Below are 18,391 nucleotides of genomic sequence, written 5' to 3'. Positions count from 1 at the left end.
ATAGGTTGCAATTAATTATTAAATGCCTTTTTAATTTGTCCCAGTCTCTTCTTACTATCCCGTTCTTTAATGGCTTCACGTTTGTCGTAAAGCTTCTTACCTTTTGCCAGGGCAATCTGCATTTTGGCCAGACCGCGGTCGTTAATAAATAGCCGAAGCGGTACAATCGTAAGACCGCTGGTGCGTACTTCTTTCAGCAATTTATTCAACTCGCGACGGTTAAGCAAAAGCTTCCGGCTTTGTTTGGGATTGTGATTAAAGTAAGTGGCGTGTGAATACTCCTGAATGGTCATATTGATCACAAAAAGTTCATCACCTTCAAACTCGCAAAAGCTTTCGGCGATAGAAGCTTTCCCTTCGCGTATCGATTTAATTTCGGTTCCTGCCAGTTTGATTCCCGCGGTGTATTTATCGAGAATCTCATATTCAAAGCGGGCCTTTTTGTTTTTTATATTTATGGTATTCGTTTGTTTCATCTTTGCAAATTGATAATACAGGCTTCTAAACTGCTTTTCTGAGTATATATCCCGTGGTGCAGCCTAAAATACACACAAAAATACGATTTTAACAAGGTCTGAGGTCGTTGCTTTAAAATCCTTTACTTTTGTTGTGTTGAAATTTTTGGTTTAAAAACCTAAATCTAATCCCTCTGCAACATTTAAGTTGCGGGTTTAACGGGTGTTTGTGAAAGTCCAAAATGGGCTTTAACTAATTAATTGCCATCAAAATAATTACAACACAGATTATTTGAGGTTAACACTATTTGAAATTGATGAAACCTATTTTTCTCATTCTTTTGATAATCAGCATCAGCGCCTGCAAGGAGCAAAAACCTGCCGAAGACCTGTCGTCATCGGTAATTATTGATAATGCTATTGAAAAAGCAGGAGGAAACATTTTGGATACCGCAATAGTTTCTTTTCGCTTTCGGAATCTATTTTACCGAGCCAGGCGCGATAATGGTCTTTACGAACTGGAGCGCTGTACAGACGCGGCCTGCAAAGACACGCTAGATCAGCTTACGAACTCAGACTTTAAACGTTTTATAAACGAGAAGCAGATTAAGCTGGCTGATAGTCTTATTGCCGGGCTTTCGGGAAGCGTCAATTCCGTGCACTATTTTTCAGTATTGCCTTATGGTTTAGATGCCGAAGCCGTTCAGGCTAAAAAAATAGGGGTAGACACCATTAATGGAAAGACCTACTATGAGGTTCACGTAAGTTTTGCCGAAGACGGAGGCGGAGAAGATTTTGAGGACGAGTATATGTACTGGTTTAACACCGAAAATTTTGAGGTTGATTATTTGGCGTACAATTATCACGTGAATGAAGGCGGAACCCGTTTTCGGGAAGCAATAAACCCACGGATTGTAAACGGGGTTCGCTTTGTAGATTACATCAATTACGAGCCTGAAACCACATTTCCTCCTTTAGAAGATTTAGACAGCCTTTTTCAGGCCGGAAAACTTAAAGAGCTTTCGCGCATCATACTTGAAGACGTACAGGTCAATTAATCAAAAGACCAGTCGTTATATTCCTGCAATTCAACCTGTGTCTGGCCGTCCTTGATTTTTACGATGTACAGATTGCCAAATACGCTGTCGTCAATTTCACCATATTTTTCTTCGCCCAGGATGCTGTTTACAAAAGCCGGAGTGGTATTGCTGTGTCCCACAACTAAAACCGTTTTTCCTGCAGTTTCCTGCTGAAATGTTTCATCATAGAGATTCTGCGCATCGTAGATAGTAAGTGGTAAATCATTTGCCTGTGCTACCGGCAATGCCGTTTTACGCGTGCGTACATAATCAGTACTGTACACCGCATCAAAATCAACATCTTTCAAAGTCTGCGCCCAGAACTCGGCACGCGCCAGTCCTTTATCGGTAAGATCAGGATCTGTACCGGCATCAGGACCTCGCTCTTTATCTGCGTGGCGTATAAGATAATAGGTTGCATCAGTTACCGGGGTTTCAGCGTTTGCGGTTTGTTCAGTGTTGTTTTTACAGCTTAGAAGGCCTGCCAGCAGCAGAATAAAAAGAGCTATTGATAATCGCATAGTGGTTGTTTTAAGTAAAATTAACGCTTGTCCTGCAAAGATTAGCTTTTTGTTGGCGCAAATACCTCATTATTCTGGGTAATTTTATTTTAGTACTAATCAATAAATACAAAGCTATGAATAGTGATCAATTAGAAGGAAAATGGAAACAGGTAAAAGGAAAATTTAAGGAAGAGTACGGTGACGTTACTGATGACGATACCACACACGCTGAAGGTAAATTTGACCAAATGCTTGGAAAGCTTCAGGAGAAAACCGGAAAAACCAAAGAGGAAATCAAAGACTGGATTGACAAACAATAAGTTAATCCTCTTATTATAATTGGTGATTGGGCTGTCTGATAGGGCAGCCCTTTTTCATGCAGTTGTTTTATGATCAAATTGCAGCCGATCGCATTCGTTTTTATTGGTTTTGATGCTGTATTTTCGCAGCATTATGCGCGCGGTTAAAACTTTCTCGGTTCCCCAAAACGATGATCTCCCGGAGCGTCTGCTTCACTGGGCATCGCAGGATTCCGTAAGCTGTTTACTTACTTCAAATGCGCACAAAAGCCGCTACGGCAGGTTTGAATTGCTTCTGGGAGTAGGGGTAAAAACCGATTTGAACTGCTCAACAGGAACCGCATTTCAACAACTGTCAGAGTATCGCAGGCAAACTCGGGATTGGATTTTGGGTTTTCTCACTTATGATTTAAAAAATGAAGTGGAACAGCTTAAGTCTGATAATCCTGATGCACTTTATTTTCCCGATCTCTATTTTTTTCAGCCTTTAAAACTCGTAAAACTTACTGTAGAAGGACTTCAGTTTTTGTATTTACCGGAAGTGTCAAATGAAATTGAGTCGGACTACGAGACTATTTTTTCCGCAGCTTTTCAGGATTTACAAACCGAAGCTTTAGAAACACCTAAAATTAAAGTGCGTTTCAATAAAGATGCCTATTGCGCTCAGGTATCGCAAATGCTGGAAGAGATTAAACGCGGCACGATTTACGAGGCAAATTTTTGTCAGGAATTTTACGCGGAAGCTAAAATCAATCCTATCAAAAGTTTTCTCAAACTGAATGCGATGTCCCGGGCACCTTTCGCAGCTTATTTCAGGCTGGGGGAGCAATATGCCCTGTGTTCTTCTCCTGAACGCTATTTACAAAAGGCAGGAATTACGCTTATCAGCCAACCTATAAAGGGTACTTCCAGACGGGGCCAGACTCCCGAAGAAGACCTTAAGCTTAAGCAGGCTCTGGAAAATGATCCTAAAGAGCGCTCTGAGAATATTATGATTACCGATTTAGTGCGTAATGATCTGTCACGGGTTGCCAGCAAAGGCAGTGTGCAGGTAAAAGAGTTGTGCAGGATTTATACCTTTGAGCAGGTGCATCAAATGATTACCACCGTCAGCGCTGAGATTTCAGCGGGTACAGATCCTGTTTTGTGCTTGAAACATACCTTCCCAATGGGCAGTATGACCGGAGCTCCCAAGATTTCGGCTATGCAAATTATAGACAGGCTAGAAAACCGAAAGCGCGGTTTGTACAGCGGTTCTATAGGCTATTTTACACCTGAGGATGATTTTGATTTCAACGTGGTGATACGCAGTATTCTTTACAATGCAGAACAAAAATACCTGTCGTTTACGGTGGGAAGTGCCATAACGGCACAGGCAATTCCTGAAAATGAATACGATGAATGCCTCATTAAGGCAAAAGCTATGCGAAAAACTCTGGAATCCTAATCCAGATTAAGCAACTGTATTTTATTGCGCTGTATATTTATGCGCCCTTCCAACTCCAGTTTTTTGAGCAATCTTGAAATCACGACGCGCGACGTATGCAGTTCGTAAGCAATATCCTGATGTGTGCTGTTGAGTTCGTCACTCTGCGTGAGTTTTTGCTTATCACGTAAATAGCGCAACAGGCGCTCATCCATCCGCATAAAAGCAATGCTGTCAAGAGTATCGAGCATTTCTTTCAGGCGGTTTTGATAGCTGTCAAAGATAAAATTGCGCCAGGTCTTGTATTTAGAACTCCATTCTTCCATTTTCTGAATGGGAACCATCACTAAAATCGTATCAAGTTCTGCAATAGCACGTATCTCACTTTTGCGCTGGCCACGGTTAAAAGATAGGGTCAGGGCGCAGGTATCTCCTTTTTCCAGGAAATAGAGCAGGAGTTCGTCACCATCGGGATCTTCACGTAAGATTTTGATCGCTCCGGAAATGAGCAGCGGCATCGCGGTAATATACTGACCTATTTCCATCAGTTTATCGCCTTCCTTTACCTCGCGTAAACTTCCGGCTTCATTGATTTCTTTCAGCAATTCCGGCTCAAAAAGATGCCCGTAATGCAGTTGTAACAATTCTTCCATAGGCGTAAAAATAACATGAATGTCATGATTTACATTGAAATTATTCCGCCTTAAAATTTAAAAAAGGGTTAAAATACTGGCAAAAAAGCTTCAAAATTTTATATTAAACTGAAACCAAATTGAATATATATGGCTGGTCACAGTAAATGGGCGAATATCAAGCATCGTAAAGGCGCACAGGATAAGAAGCGCGCCAAACAGTTTACCCGCGCAATCAAAGAGATTACGGTCGCTATTAAAGAAAATAATCAGAATGGCGATCCTGATTCGAATCCTGCATTGCGCAATGCGATTCAGAACGCTAAAGGAGTTAATATGCCGAAAGACACCATTGAACGTGCGATTAAAAAGGCGAGTGGGGCAGATGCAGACACATATGAGCAAATGACCTTTGAGGGTTACGGGCCGCACGGTATCGCTTTTTTTATTGAATGTACGACTGATAATGCCAACCGCACAATTTCTTCGGTGCGTTCTATTTTCAGTAAAAATGGAGGGAGCCTGGGAACTAATGGTTCGCTGGAATTTCTTTTTGACCGAAAAGGCGTTTTTACTTTAGATAAAACTGAAATAGACCGGGATTTTGAGCTGTTGCAACTCGAACTTATAGAAGGTGGTGCCGAATCTTTTGAAAATCACGAGGATGTTTTTGTGATTTATACTGAATTTACTGATTTCGGAAAAATGGCGCAACATCTGGAAGAGTTGAATATTGAAACCAAAAATGCCGAATTGCAGCGCATTCCGCTTAATACGGTTGAGCTTCCGCTGAAAGAATCCCGCCAAATCCTCAATTTAATCGAAAAATTCGAAGATGACGATGATGTGCAAAACGTCTTCCATACCTTAGAGTTTACTGAAGAACTGGAACTTGCTTTGGACGAGGAAGAATAGATTAGTCTTTAGACTTTTTTTCGTTTTGGTCCGCTTTTTCTCCAGTGTCCTGTTTATCTTTTTTCTTTTTCGACTTTTTATCGGTCTTCGATTTTTTCTTCTTTTTGGTCTTGTCTGAATTTTCTATTTTAGGCTCATTTTCAAACTGAAGTCGGGTTTTAGAAAGGTGTTTTCCATTTTCAAGCTTGCAAATAAAGCGCACCAATTCTTCGCGAAGTTCACAATGTAAATCCCAGGTTGTAGAGGCATCTTCAGCACTGCATAAGGCTCTGATTTTAATGCCTTTTTCGGTGGTGTCAATAACCTGTACCTTGGGAGGATACTCCTCATCCCAATTCTCATTATCCTTTAAAATCTCTTCAAATTTCGCCCGTATTTTAGAAACATCAATCTCATAATCGGCGTGCAGAATAATAGGACGTATTTGATGCGCGCTGGTCATAGACCAGTTTTCAAAGGTATTGGAGATGATATTTTTTAAAGGAACAATAAGCCTTCTTTGATCCCAGGTGCGAACCACCATATACGTAAACCGAATATCTTCCACATAACCCCAATCGTCATTAATGATCACCGTATCGCCTATACGTGCGGGGCGGGTGATAGCAATTTGAATCCCGGCAATGATATTACCCAGGGTGCTTTGAGCTGCAACACCTAAAATAACGGTTGCCAGTCCGGCAGAAGCAATCAGGGATATACCCAGCTTTTCAAGACTTCTAAACTGCGAGAGAATCACGGCAAAACCTACGATGATCACAATAAAGGTAATGACTCTGCGCGCTACCGAAATGTACGTCATCATCATACGCGCTTCGCTGTTTTCTTCAGGATCTGCATCGCCAATTTTGGTTTCGGCTACATAAACCATAAACGAGTCAATAAAACGCATAATAAACCAGGTAATGGTCCCTATCACTGCAATAAGCAATATGGCATACAACGTACTGGCAAATGAGCCGCCAAACGAAATCAGCTTATTAAGTGTTACGTAAAAAAACAAAACCCCAATTGCCCAGGCAGCCGGTGTGGCCAGTCGTTTGGCAATAGTCTTGACCCAAATTTGCTTTGATTTTCGAAACAAACGTCTTAAGATGTAAAGACTCAATCTACCCAACAAATACGACAGAAAAATGAGTAAAAGCGTACCTGCAAATTTCCATACCGGCATATTCAACCAGCGTATGCGAGCCCAGTCTGGCATCATACGGTCCAATTGCCGCGGACCGTATTGCTCATAAAGCGCATCTATATTTTCAACCGTGTTTGCAGATATGAGCCAGAAGGCACCAAATTCTTTGTATTTAACCCGTTGCAGGCGCAAAACAATATCCCGACCATCGAGACCCACTTCACCAAAAACCACACTGCGCAAAGGCTTTCCGGAGATTGATTTGTTAGTTGCCGTGCTGATGTCAATTTGCCCGTCAGGACGATCTGAAAGACTTCCCCAGTCAATACTTACACGTTGATTTAATATAAAATAGAGTTTTTCGGCAAGGGTAGCGGCCTGTTCCGGGGTCAGGCTGTCTGGTAACAGGTTTAAATTTAAAGCGTAAGCAGCATTTTCGTAGTTTCCGCTTCGAGCGCTAACCACAAAATGTTCGAGCGTTGCCTGTGGAGATTGAAAATTGAATTTATTGGGTGGCAGTCCTATTGCTTCGTTTAGACGGTTTACCACATAATAAGCTTCGTTATATTCCCGCAGCGCATTTACTCCATAATCCCCATCTTCAGGCACGGTTGCATCTCCTGAGGGTAGAAGTCTGCCATTGGTTGTTGCTGTACTGTCCTGTTCCTGGGCGCAAATTGAATTAAAAGCAATAAATAGTAAAAAAAGAATAAAAAATTGGTTGTTTTTCATAATCTGAAAGATACCAAGGATCAATGTGTTGAAGTATTAGCATTTCGTTAAAAGAAGGAGATTTCAGTACTTTAAAAAGATATATTTTAAAGAAGTCAGGTTCTTCAAAAAGCTCTGGTGTATTTTAAAGACGTACCTCAAATACTTAAAAATTAAATGTATTATTAACGTTTAATTAATGATTTTGTGTTGAATTAATTTCAAATTAGTAGGCGCTAAACCTTAGTGATTATTCTTTTAGTTTATTGATATTTATTAGGTTTACCTCTTACAAAGTATGCTCGTCATTTTTCCAATTTTCAGAGAACAGAACCCTGCATCCGTTTTCATTTGTGTTTATTAGTTAAGGCGACACATATTTTTTAAGAAAGCGAAAAAAGCAAAACAGAAGCCCGGTAGGGCAATGGTTAGTTTATGAAGAATTTTTTATTTGTTTCAGCCGAAAATGACGCTCTGGCAAACTGCAAAGCCGGCGGAATGGCTGATGTGGTGCGCGATGTGCCCAGGCAATTAGCAGCAACAGGTGATCAGGTACACGTTGTGGTACCGGCCTATAACCGACTTCACAAAACAGGACGATTCATCACCGAATTAAAAATATGCATTCAGGGAAAGGATACTGTTGCTGAGATTTATGAGGTAGCACCTAAAAAGCAGATTGATGGTATCACGCATTATGTAATACATCACCCCCAAATTGTAGAAGGGAATATTGCCCATATCTACAACGATGATCCCGAAGAGCCCTTTTTTACAGATGCTGTCAAATATTTTATCTTCAATACCGCTGTAGCCCAGGCTGTAAAACAAAATATTTTTGATCACGTAGATATCGCACATTTGCACGATTGGCATACGGCACTACTGGTTTTTCACAGGGAATACAATCCGGCGTATGAGGTTTTAAAACAGACACATTTTGTATACAGCATTCACAATCTGAGTCTTCAGGGTATACGGCCGCTTCGCGATAATTACGCTTCTGTAGAAGGATTTTTTCCTGAGATTCATTTTGATTATCACCAGATCAGCGATACCCGTTACCCCGATTGCATTAATCTTATGGCGGTGGGAATACGACTGTGCGATCAGGTGCATACCGTGAGTCCGTCGTACATGCAAGATATTATGAAACCCAGTAATAAACCCGAGTTTATAGGTGGGGAGGGGCTTGAACATGATCTGATAGCAGCACATCAGCAGGGCAGGTTACATGGTATTTTAAACGGAGTGAATTATGCCAATATGCGTGTGGCCCAAAAAGGAAAGCTGTACACAAATATTTTAAAGCAGATTTACCGGTGGATTCAGGAAGAATCTAAAAAATATAAAGCTGATATTCTGGCTAATACGGGCGAAAAGGTGGTCGAGTTGCTTGATAATCCGCCTTCCTTTATCGCTTCGAGCGTAGCCCGGATGACTGAACAAAAATTTTATTTCTTTAAACGGAATCCCTTAGCGCTGAAAGCCATTTTAGAGAAGCTGAAAGCCAATAACGGTATTTTTATTTTGTTAGGTACCGGAGAGCCGGAATATGAAGTCCTGATGCGCGAGATCAGCTATCAGCATTCCAACTTCATATTCATAAACGGGCAGTCTGAAGATATTATTGATTCCATTTACCTGGAGTCTGATTTATACTTTATGCCCAGTTTGTTTGAACCTTGCGGCATAAGCCAGATGCTTGCGATGCGCAATGGCGTACTTTGTCTGGTGCATCATACCGGTGGTCTCATTGATACCGTTCAGGACGGTATAGATGGTTTTGCTTTTAAGGGCGAAAGCATCAACGAGACGATTAACAACATGGTAACTTCATTTGATGCCTGTCTAAAGATTTTTAATGAGGATAAAACTACCTGGAAAAAGATGCGAAAGAAAGCTAAAGCAGCGCGTTTTTCTTGGGAAGACTCCGTTAAGGAGTATTACGCGAAGCTGTATACGTATTAATTTTTGTTTGAAGTAATTAATTACCCACCTATAGCAATCATACTTCGGTTGTTGTTGTGCAAGTCAGGATTGGTGAGTTGGTCAAAATCGGTCATTCCGGCGCGAACGGCTTTCTTTTTATTTAGGGCTTTATCAATAAGTGTTTCCAGGTTTTCGCCTGCGCGAAAAGGTTTCAGCAAATCGGTTTCTGCATTAGAAAACAGGCAGTTTTTGAGCTTACCATCTGCTGTGAGCCTGATGCGGTTGCAGCTGTCACAAAACGGATTGGTCACCGAACTGATGATGCCAAAGCTTCCGCGATAGCCTTTAATCCTAAAGTTTCTGGCCGTAAAATTTTGTTCATTGGGAAGTGGTTGCAGGGCTTCGACCCCAAAATGATCGTTTACGCGATTTAAAATTTCGGCCTGACTCACGAGCTTGTTTTTGTTCCAAAGGTTTCCGTCAAAAGGCATAAACTCGATGAAGCGCACATTGATGTTTCGGTCTTTGGTGAATTTTACGAAGTCGACGATTTCATCTTCATTAAAATCTTTCATCAACACGGCATTCAGTTTTACGTCAAAACTTTCATCCAGAAGCTGATTGATGTTGTCAAAAGCCTGCTTATACTCATCACGGCGCGTGATAAACTTAAACTTTTCGGGATTTAAGCTATCAAGGCTAACATTGATCGCGTTGAGTCCAAAACGTTTAAAATCGTCAATAAACCGGTGGGTGAGGAGCGCGTTTGTGGTTATCGATAATTTCACCGGAAGCTTAGCCAGCCTTTCCAGAATAGCTGTGAAATCTTTGCGTACTAAAGGTTCACCACCCGTCAACCGAATTTTGTCTACCCCGTTAGCGACAAAGATTTTTGCAATGGCTTCAATCTCATCTGCCGTCATCAAATGCGCACGCGGTGTCAGTGCAATCCCGTCGTGGGGCATGCAATAGGTACAGCGCAGGTTACACTTTTCGGTGAGTGAAATGCGCAGGTAATTGTGCGTGCGGCCGTGGGAATCGGTTAATATGGGAGTTATTTTAGTCATTGGCATTGTGCTGGGCACCTCTTAATATTTTAAAAACGTGTAGTAAATGCGGAAAAACCGCATCCATAGATTCTTTTGCTCCGTTTGTCGAACCGGGCAGGGCAAGTACCAGGCAATTGCCCAGCGTACCGGCAACGCTACGCGAAAGCATCGCATACGGCATACGATCCTGACCGTATTTCCGGATGGCTTCTTCAACACCGGGAATACGCCGTTCTAAAATAGGTTCCAGCGCTTCGGGTGTAACGTCACGTATACTCAAACCCGTACCACCGGTATAAATAAGGAGGTTTACCGTGTCTGAAAGCTCAAAAGCCTTACTGCGTATGGTTTCCAGATCATCGGGGATGATCTCATAACCCTGAATCTGCACGTCGTGTTTTTGCAGCTTTTCAATAATGGCCTTACCTGCGCGATCTTCTTTTTTACCTTCTGAAATCGAATCGGAACACACAATAATATGCGCGCTCAACCGTGCCGGATTTTGGTCTTTAAAGCTGCTTTTTCCGCCTTTTTTATGAAGCAGTTTTACGGTGCTTATTTCAATCTCCTTATCGATGGGCTTGAGCATATCGTACATGGTAAGCGCAATAATTGAAGCACCGTGCATCGCCTCAACTTCAACTCCTGTTTTATAAACCGTCTTCACCGTGATTTCAATAATAACCGAAAGATCTTCAATTTTATAATCAACAGCCGTGTACTCAATGGGCAGGGGATGACAATCGGGGATGCTGGTGTGCGTATTTTTTACTGCGAAAAGTCCGGCGGTTTTGGCCATTTCAAAGACGTTCCCTTTGGGTACCGTATTTTTCTGAAGGGCCTCAATCGTTTCAGCTTTGCTAACCTTTACAATTGCCTGAGCTGTCGCGCTGCGTAAGGTGTTTATTTTATGGGTAATGTCAACCATGTTTTATTTTTATTGCTATTATTATTTTTATTGGACACTACGGAACTGAGACTTCCTACTTGTAACTGTTAATGGTTAAACGTTAAAAGATTAATGAGTTATTTGAAATCATTTATAACTGACTTTTAACCTTTCACTTCTCACTTCTCACTTCTCACCTGCAACTTGTAATCTGCCAACTGATACTGCCAACTGAAACTCAACTAAGAATTCACTTTCCACTGATGGCTTTGGTCTTCAAAAATCTCTTTTCCGAAGATGGGTGTGCGGTCTTTAACCTGATTAACGATCCACTCTGTGGCAGAATACACTTCTTTCCTGCGCTTCGCGGAAACGAAAACGAAAAAGCATACTTCCCCGGTTTTGATCGTACCCAGGCTGTGGTATATATGCATACAGATCAGATCAAATTTTTGAAAGGCTTCTTCTCGTATTTCGTGCAATTTTTCGTTAGCCAATTCCTCGTAGCAGGTGTACTCAATTGCAGCAACGGATTTGCCTTCCATTTCATCTGCCCGTACCTGACCCAAAAAGATATTGTGCGCACCGATGCTGGTTTTGCTTTGATGCTTGGCGATAGCATCTCCTATAAATGTACTGCTGATGGGCCCTTCTATAAATACTTTCTTCATTTTGTAGTTTTTTGTTTAATCTTTAATCTACCAGGGATTTGCGGAGGGCGTTCGCCACTTCCCGCGCTCCTTCCTGTAATGCCGTTACTCTGGTAAAACCCCTATCTCTCATTTGTTCCACCGCAAGCTTCGCCCGTTTTCCGCTTTGGCAAAACACATAATAGGTTTCGTTCTGATCCAGTTGTTGTCGTGCGGTTTCGAGTTCGCCTAGCGGAATTTCAATAAGCCTGGGCATTTGCAATCGCGGTTGTTCATCGGATTGTCGTACATCAATAAAAATCCCCATTTCAAGCAGTTCCGGGTGAAAATTCAGGGTTTGAATAGCTTCTTTTAAATGTTCTTTCTTATAAAAAGTCTCTGTAATCTGTGGCGTTTCTTTTTTTGCAAACTGAAAGCGTTCCTGAGTTGCATTCAGGCAATTGTAAATCAATAATTCACCTGAAAGTACCCTTCCCGTACCTAAAATAATCTTCATCACTTCCTGCGCCTGAAGCATTCCAATCAGGCCGACAGCAGTTCCCAATACTCCGGCCTCAGCGCAACTGGGCGCTTCAACAGCATGTGGAAATAAGCAGCGATAGGTAGGCCCGTTTTCATAATTAAATACCGAAACCTGACCTTCAAAACGGTGAATGCTTCCGTAAACCACGGGCTTCTGCGTGAGAACTGCCGCATCATTGATCAGGTAACGCACGCCGATACGATCTGTAGCATCTACGATTACATCAAAATCAGCAAACAACGCTAAGGCATTTTTTCCGCTTAAAAACTCAGTTGTAACTTCAATTGCACAGTCCGGATTTTGCTCTTCTAAACGTTCTTTTGCGATTTCGGCCTTGAACCTACCCACATCTTTTGCAGCGTACAAAACCTGCCGGTGCAGATTGCTTTCTTCAATACGATCGCCATCTACAATCCCCAGTTTTCCGACACCCGAAGCGGCCAGATAGGGCAAAAGCGCACAACCCAGACCCCCGGCGCCAATAACGAGCACGCGGGATTCAGCCAGTTTGTGCTGCCCGTTTTCCCCGATCTGAGGTAGAATGATTTGACGTTGATAACGACTCATAGGTGCTTAAATTACTATAACAAGACGCTGTCTTGTGATTCTCTAGTTCACCTCCCTTTTGGGGAGGTCGAAATTACTTTGTTAATTTCGGGTGGGGTAAAATTTCCCGGCTCTATGTATTAGAGCCGGGAAATTTTATCCACCGGCGTAAGGTGGAAGCAGAGCTACCACATCGCCTTCATTTAATTTCACATTTTCTTCGGCATCCACCAGCTTTTGATTAATCGCAAGCTGAAACGGGATGTGACTTATAGCGTACTGCGCCTGTAAGTGTTCCAGTAATTCCTGAGTGTTTTGAGCTTTGATGCTGCGGATTTCCTCGTGACTGCCCATCACGTCAACCAGCTGGCCAAAGTATTTCAGTGTTACTTCCATATTAAATAATCTTTTGTATTTCAACCAAAGCTTCGGGCGTATTAACATTGGTCAGGCTACGCGTATCGGCAATGGCTATTTCTTTATAAGTTTGAGTTTTAATAAAATCAATCAGTTTTAAATTGTTTTGCTGCAAGGCGAGTTTTAAATCGGGTAAAATTGCTTTAGCATACACTCCTATTAGCGGATGCCAGTTTTCGTTTGCTGTTGCGAAATGAATGTTTGCATCGGGATTTGAAAGCGCGGCGTCTACAAGCCGGGTCAGGGTCTGTGAATTGATCAGCGGAATGTCACAACTTAAAATCAAAACACGTTCTTCCTGTGTATGGTTTAAGGCCGCATGAATGCCTCCCAGCGGACCTTTATCTTTATAAATGTCTGCAACCAAAGGCAGGCCAAATTGCTCGTAATTCCGGTTTTCGCTTACCAAACAAATAGCAGTTGTTGTTTTATTTAACGCATTGACAACGTGCTTGATAAATGGTTCTTCCTGAAGCAAAACTAAAGCCTTATCGCGCTTCATTCGGGAGCTTTTTCCTCCACAAAGAATGTATGCCGGTATGGTATAATTTGCGCTCATAAATGTTTACAGACTTTGCTTTAAGGCGTTAAATTGTTCGTTTAAGAAAGCTTCACAGGCAGTATTCAGCGTTTCAAATTTGATGATCATCTGCCTGCCGTATTGGGTCAAAAATGTGCCGCCGCCGTCTTTTCCGCCGGTATTCGTAATGACCAAAGGCGTGTCAGAACAGCTGTTCATCGCGTTGATCAGCTTCCAGGCCTTTTTATAAGACATCTGCATGGCTTTGGCTGCAGCGCTTATCGATTGGGTTTCATCTACTTTTTTAAGCAGCTCGATTCGGCCAAAACCCAAAAAGACTTCGCCTTGCTCTTCAATCCAAATTCTGCTTTTTACCTGCTGCATGCTTTAAAAATTTAAATCAAGATAGGTGACTGTATCCCCTTGTTTTACTTCGGTTTGATGCGTCTCTATAACAAGGAGCGCGTTGCTCACCGCATAGGTATTGAGCATCGAACTCGCCTGCCCGGTAAAGGGCGTAATGCGATTCTGGTCAACTCCGGCTTTGAGAAACAGTGTTTTATCGTGCGGATTGAGTAAATCCTGCTGCAAAATCGCCTCACGTTCCTCGAGAAAGGGCTTTTCGCTTCCCATGCGTAATCGCAAATGCGGCAAAACATAGACGTAAAAACAGGTGAGGCTTGATGCAGGATTGCCCGGCAAACCAAAAACCGATTGGTCTGCCTGAGTACCAAACCATAAGGGTTTTCCGGGTTTTTGATTTACTTTATAGAAGTGTTCCTGCACACAGTTTTCGCTCAGGGCTTCCTGTACAAAATCATAATCGCCCACCGAAATTCCTCCGGAAATCAGCAGCACATCGGCCTGTTCCAGAGCTTTTTTTACCGCTTTTACTGTGGCTTCCAACGTATCGGGAACCTTAATTTTTTCAATTTGGCTAATGCCAATGCGCTTTAAAGCCATTTCCAGCATAATGCCGTTGCTTTCATAAATATGATTGGGCTTAAGCGGAGCTCCACGTTCCTGAAGTTCGTTTCCGGTAGTCAATAGCGCAACACGGGGATTTTTATAAACCTTCACGCTGGTAAATCCCAACCCGGCAAGGAAACCTATAGCCGCTTCGTTTATATAATGTCCTTTAGTTAAAGCCAGATCACCGGCCTTCAATTGTTCACCCACAGGTCGCACATTTGCGTTTTTGGCGGGAATTTGATTTAAAATCAGGTTGTCTCCTTCTCGAATCGTATGTTCCTGAATGATTACGGTATCTGCTAACTCAGGGACTGGAGCACCGGTAAAAATACGTATGGCCTCCCCCGGCTTAAGGACGGGAACCTGCACATCTCCTGCCTGAACCTGTCCGGTTATTTTCAAATTTTTAGATTCCGAATGTATGATCGCATAACCATCCATCGCCGATTGGCGAAAGGAGGGTAGCGAGATCGGAGCTTTTAAATCTTCCGCTAAATAGTGTCCAAAAGCCTCTTCCAATTCCACTTCGATTACCTGAAGTGTGTTGGAATGGGCTTCAATAAGTTTTTGGGCTTCAGAAACAGCTATCATACAAAATGCGTTATGTCTTAGCGAATATAACGAAATGCGATTTAAACGGAAGCTTTAAGCACGGCAGATTAACAGCTTTTTAGTCTTTTTAGACCAAATGGAAGATATATAGCAGTTTTAGATTTTTATTAATAGATGCTGCCTTAAAGTTTCGGTAACTTGACGCTAGAAAATGGAATAACGCCAATTTTCAGTAACGATCACAGTACTAATCATCTTAAGATTTTATATACCATGTCTGATTCCTTTAAACGAAATGTTTCTATAACCGGTGCCGAAGAATTCACCAATATTAAGCTTGGCCCGCGTGTAACCGATGCCGCAGGGATGCTGGGCGTGAAAGAAGCGCTGAAGCACGGGTTTAAGGAAATGGGCGTGTTGCGCTCTATGGGTGCTTTGCTCAAAATGAATCAGAAAGACGGTTTTGACTGTCCCAGTTGTGCCTGGCCAGATCCTGAAGACCGCTCGCCGGTAGCCGAATACTGTGAAAATGGAGCCAAAGCGCTTGCTGATGAAGCGACCACGTCTCACGTAGGTTCAACGATGTTTGCTAAATGGACGGTTGAAGAGCTTTCGCATCTTTCTGATTATGAACTCAATAAATTTGGTCGTCTGGTAGAGCCTCTGGTTTTACGTCCGGGCAGTTTGCATTATGAACCTATCACCTGGCAGGAAGCTTACGGTTTAATCGCTAAGCACCTGCATAAAATGGATAATCCTAACGAAGCGATTTTTTATACTTCGGGCCGAAGCAGCAACGAGGCTGCTTTTACCTATGGGATGTTTGCCCGCGCTTTGGGAACTAACAATATGCCCGACTGCTCCAATATGTGCCACGAGTCGAGTGGAGTAGCTTTGGGCGAGACCCTGGGGATTGGAAAAGGATCAACCGTGCTGGAGGATTTATACGAAGCCGAAGTCATCATCATCGCAGGCCAAAACCCTGGGACCAATCATCCCCGGATGATGTCTGCACTTGAAAAATGTAAAAAGAACGGCGGGAAAATCATCAGTATCAATCCGCTGGAGGAGCCGGGATTGGTGAATTTTAAGAATCCGCAACATCTAAGCGGAACCCTTGGAAGCGGCGTACAGATGGCCGATTTACACCTGCCTGTCAACATCAATCAGGATATTCCTTTGATGAAACTGATTCTGAAAAAACTGGCAACGCTTGATACCATTGATCGTTCGGTTTTTGATCACGAATTTATAGAAAAATATACTACGGGTTATGACGCTTTTCTGGAAGATCTGGCGCGTTATGACGAAGGCGATTTGTTGCGCAGGGCAGGAGTTCAGGAGTCTGACGTAAATAAGGCTGTTGCGATGCTGCGCAAATCGAATCGTATCATCGTATGCTGGGCAATGGGATTGACGCAGCACAAAAATGGAGTGGAGAACATTCGCGAGTTTGTGAATTTGTTATTGCTCAAAGGCGCTTTAGGGAAACCCGGCGCCGGGACTTGCCCTGTGCGTGGGCACAGTAATGTGCAGGGAGATCGCAGCGTGGGCATTCAGCACTTTGTGGATGAAGAACTAAATGAACGCATTAAAAAACACTTGCAATTTGACCCGCCAACAAAACGAGGGGTAGATGTGGTAGAAGCCATGGAAGCAATGCATAATGGCAAAACCAAGGTTTTTATGTGCCTGGGCGGAAATTTCCTGATGGCTGCATCAGATACGCAGTACACGGCAGAAGCCCTACAAAACTGCGAACTCACCGTTCAGATAAGCACAAAACTGAATCGCACACATCTCGTGACCGGCAAAACGGCTTTGATTTTGCCTACGATAGGACGTTCAGAAAAAGATGAAATAGATGGTACCAAACGCTATTTTACGGTTGAAAACAGTATGGGTAAAGTAAGCCAGTCTAAAGGAATTCTGAAACCGGCGTCCGATCAGGTACGCAGCGAACCACAGATTATTGCAGAGATGGCAGATGCGTATTTTGGAGGAAATCATTCAGTAGACTGGAAAGCCTGGAGCCGTGATTATGATATTATCAGAGATCATATTGATAAGGTCGCCAAAGGATTTGAGGAAACTAGCAAGCGGTCAGAAGGTCACGGCTATTATCTACCCAATAATGTACGTAATCTTGACTTTAGCATGTTGCCCGGGGGTAAAGCTCAAATTACGATTAACAAATTGCCTGATCACCGGCTGGCGGAAGATGAGTTTATGCTGATGACCATACGATCACATGATCAGTTTAATACTACGATTTACGGGCTTGATGACCGGTATCGCGGAGTTTACAATGAGCGTCGGGTGTTGTTTATGAATAAAAAGGACATGCAAGAATTGAAATTGCAAAAATTGGACGTTATTGACATTACCAGTGAGTATGATGGCAAAATTCGCACTGCGCATAAGTTTTTGATGGTTCCCTATGACATTCCACGAGGTAATGTGGCCGCCTATTTCCCGGAAACCAATGTGTTGGTACCCTACAACCATTTCGCAGAACGCAGTCAAACACCCATAAGTAAGTCGGTTCGGGTGCGCATACATAAACGACAGGATGCGATTGTAGAAACCGCCTAAAACAAAAAACTCCGAAGTCTTAAAGCTTCGGAGTTTTTTTATGGATTTATTAGTATCACCAAAGTGTATTATAACACAAGGCTTAACTCAAATTTAGGTTACTTTTCCTCTAGATGGCTCGTTGATTTATTCTTAGTTATTTTACATTTTTTTTAGCTTCCAGCTATCGGACTGCCAAAAATACCAACTGCGATTTCGGCCCAAAGCACGAAAAACAGAAACAAGGCAATTCCACAAATTAAAACGCGATTCTTAAAGCTTTTTACCTTTCGCAGGATGAATTCACACAAAATTGCGGTCCCAAAAAGCAAAACCGCCATCACCGAAAAGTCAAAACCCGTCCAGTTGACCTCTCTGCTAAACTGCATCGCGACTAATGGAATAAGTAATAGCAGTACGACTACACTTAGCAGTATACACAATCTTATGTTTTTAAGAAGTAGTTGATTCATAGATAGTACGTTTAAAAGACCTTAAAAACATAGCCCAGAAGCCAGTAGAGTATTAGAAATACAACGATAGTTCCTATACAGCCACAACGGCCGCCACCTATTTTTTTTGCTCCGTATCCCGCTAGAAGCGCTCGCAATAAAT

19 protein-coding genes are annotated in these 18,391 nt (G+C 42.5%); 6 read left to right on the top strand and 13 right to left on the bottom strand.

What is annotated here, in order from left to right; translation table 11 throughout:
* Positions 1 to 11: 11 nt before the first annotated feature.
* Complete coding sequence (gene smpB, locus CJ305_RS04755; RefSeq protein WP_099645106.1) at positions 12 to 476, bottom strand: SsrA-binding protein SmpB; 465 nt, start codon at positions 474 to 476, stop codon at positions 12 to 14.
* 296 nt (positions 477 to 772) lie between these two features.
* On the opposite strand from smpB, the gene CJ305_RS04750 reads away from it, so the two are divergent.
* The gene (locus CJ305_RS04750) at positions 773 to 1,513 is read left to right on the top strand and encodes a DUF6503 family protein (protein WP_099645105.1); all 741 of its coding nucleotides are present in this window, start codon (positions 773 to 775) and stop codon (positions 1,511 to 1,513) included.
* Here the strand turns inward: CJ305_RS04750 and CJ305_RS04745 are convergent.
* Positions 1,510 to 2,055, bottom strand: coding sequence for a SixA phosphatase family protein (locus tag CJ305_RS04745; protein WP_099645104.1), 546 nt, complete (start codon positions 2,053 to 2,055; stop codon positions 1,510 to 1,512). The genes CJ305_RS04750 and CJ305_RS04745 overlap by 4 nt on opposite strands.
* A gap of 116 nt (positions 2,056 to 2,171) precedes the next feature.
* On the opposite strand from CJ305_RS04745, the gene CJ305_RS04740 reads away from it, so the two are divergent.
* On the top strand, positions 2,172 to 2,357 hold the full coding sequence (locus tag CJ305_RS04740; RefSeq protein WP_099645103.1) for a CsbD family protein: 186 nt from the start codon (positions 2,172 to 2,174) through the stop codon (positions 2,355 to 2,357).
* A 133-nt stretch (positions 2,358 to 2,490) separates the two neighbouring features.
* On the top strand, positions 2,491 to 3,783 hold the full coding sequence (locus CJ305_RS04735; protein ID WP_099645457.1) for an anthranilate synthase component I family protein: 1,293 nt from the start codon (positions 2,491 to 2,493) through the stop codon (positions 3,781 to 3,783).
* On the opposite strand, the gene CJ305_RS04730 is transcribed toward CJ305_RS04735, so the two are convergent.
* Positions 3,780 to 4,415 carry a Crp/Fnr family transcriptional regulator gene (locus CJ305_RS04730; protein WP_099645102.1) on the bottom strand — a complete coding sequence of 212 codons (636 nt, stop codon included), beginning with the start codon at positions 4,413 to 4,415 and terminating at the stop codon, positions 3,780 to 3,782. The two genes, CJ305_RS04735 and CJ305_RS04730, sit on opposite strands and share 4 nt — an antisense overlap.
* Positions 4,416 to 4,544: 129 nt before the next feature.
* Between CJ305_RS04730 and CJ305_RS04725 the strand changes: the two genes are divergently transcribed.
* On the top strand, positions 4,545 to 5,309 hold the full coding sequence (locus CJ305_RS04725) for a YebC/PmpR family DNA-binding transcriptional regulator (RefSeq protein ID WP_099645101.1): 765 nt from the start codon (positions 4,545 to 4,547) through the stop codon (positions 5,307 to 5,309).
* Between the two features lies 1 nt (position 5,310).
* Here CJ305_RS04725 and CJ305_RS04720 read toward each other — a convergent pair whose 3' ends face one another.
* Positions 5,311 to 7,173: a mechanosensitive ion channel family protein gene (locus CJ305_RS04720; RefSeq protein WP_099645100.1), complete on the bottom strand. Its 1,863-nt coding sequence runs from the start codon at positions 7,171 to 7,173 to the stop codon at positions 5,311 to 5,313.
* Between the two features lie 414 nt (positions 7,174 to 7,587).
* Between CJ305_RS04720 and CJ305_RS04715 the strand changes: the two genes are divergently transcribed.
* A complete protein-coding gene (locus CJ305_RS04715; protein ID WP_099645099.1) occupies positions 7,588 to 9,123 on the top strand; it encodes a glycogen synthase in 1,536 nt (511 codons plus the stop codon).
* Between the two features lie 20 nt (positions 9,124 to 9,143).
* Here CJ305_RS04715 and moaA read toward each other — a convergent pair whose 3' ends face one another.
* From moaA to CJ305_RS04675, 8 genes are all read right to left on the bottom strand, one after another.
* Positions 9,144 to 10,151: a GTP 3',8-cyclase MoaA gene (gene moaA / locus CJ305_RS04710; RefSeq protein WP_099645098.1), complete on the bottom strand. Its 1,008-nt coding sequence runs from the start codon at positions 10,149 to 10,151 to the stop codon at positions 9,144 to 9,146.
* Positions 10,144 to 11,061: a bifunctional molybdenum cofactor biosynthesis protein MoaC/MoaB gene (moaCB, locus tag CJ305_RS04705; protein ID WP_099645097.1), complete on the bottom strand. Its 918-nt coding sequence runs from the start codon at positions 11,059 to 11,061 to the stop codon at positions 10,144 to 10,146. Before moaCB ends, moaA begins: the two co-directional genes overlap by 8 nt.
* 203 nt (positions 11,062 to 11,264) lie before the next feature.
* Entirely contained in the window at positions 11,265 to 11,693 is a 429-nt protein-coding gene (locus CJ305_RS04700; RefSeq protein ID WP_099645096.1) for a molybdenum cofactor biosynthesis protein MoaE, read from the bottom strand.
* Positions 11,694 to 11,715: 22 nt separating this feature from the next.
* On the bottom strand, positions 11,716 to 12,762 hold the full coding sequence (locus CJ305_RS04695; RefSeq protein ID WP_099645095.1) for a HesA/MoeB/ThiF family protein: 1,047 nt from the start codon (positions 12,760 to 12,762) through the stop codon (positions 11,716 to 11,718).
* 135 nt (positions 12,763 to 12,897) lie between these two features.
* Positions 12,898 to 13,137 (bottom strand): MoaD/ThiS family protein, encoded by a 240-nt coding sequence (locus CJ305_RS04690; protein ID WP_189319386.1) that lies wholly within the window; start codon positions 13,135 to 13,137, stop codon positions 12,898 to 12,900.
* 1 nt (position 13,138) lies between these two features.
* On the bottom strand, positions 13,139 to 13,717 hold the full coding sequence (mobA, locus tag CJ305_RS04685) for a molybdenum cofactor guanylyltransferase (protein ID WP_099645093.1): 579 nt from the start codon (positions 13,715 to 13,717) through the stop codon (positions 13,139 to 13,141).
* 6 nt (positions 13,718 to 13,723) lie between these two features.
* Positions 13,724 to 14,062 carry a winged helix-turn-helix domain-containing protein gene (locus CJ305_RS04680; RefSeq protein ID WP_099645092.1) on the bottom strand — a complete coding sequence of 113 codons (339 nt, stop codon included), beginning with the start codon at positions 14,060 to 14,062 and terminating at the stop codon, positions 13,724 to 13,726.
* Between the two features lie 3 nt (positions 14,063 to 14,065).
* The gene (locus tag CJ305_RS04675) at positions 14,066 to 15,241 is read right to left on the bottom strand and encodes a molybdopterin molybdotransferase MoeA (RefSeq protein WP_099645091.1); all 1,176 of its coding nucleotides are present in this window, start codon (positions 15,239 to 15,241) and stop codon (positions 14,066 to 14,068) included.
* A gap of 234 nt (positions 15,242 to 15,475) precedes the next feature.
* Here CJ305_RS04675 and CJ305_RS04670 point away from each other — a divergent pair, with 234 nt between their 5' ends.
* Positions 15,476 to 17,797 (top strand): FdhF/YdeP family oxidoreductase, encoded by a 2,322-nt coding sequence (locus CJ305_RS04670; RefSeq protein ID WP_099645090.1) that lies wholly within the window; start codon positions 15,476 to 15,478, stop codon positions 17,795 to 17,797.
* A gap of 152 nt (positions 17,798 to 17,949) precedes the next feature.
* Here CJ305_RS04670 and CJ305_RS04665 read toward each other — a convergent pair whose 3' ends face one another.
* Positions 17,950 to 18,249, bottom strand: coding sequence for a hypothetical protein (locus CJ305_RS04665; RefSeq protein WP_099645089.1), 300 nt, complete (start codon positions 18,247 to 18,249; stop codon positions 17,950 to 17,952).
* Between the last annotated feature and the right edge of the window lie 142 nt (positions 18,250 to 18,391).

It is taken from the genome of Leeuwenhoekiella nanhaiensis (assembly GCF_002744755.1).
GTDB classification, from domain to species: Bacteria; Bacteroidota; Bacteroidia; order Flavobacteriales; family Flavobacteriaceae; genus Leeuwenhoekiella; species Leeuwenhoekiella nanhaiensis.
Note: the sequence above shows the minus strand (reverse complement) of the source record. Positions and strands in the feature narration are given on the sequence as shown.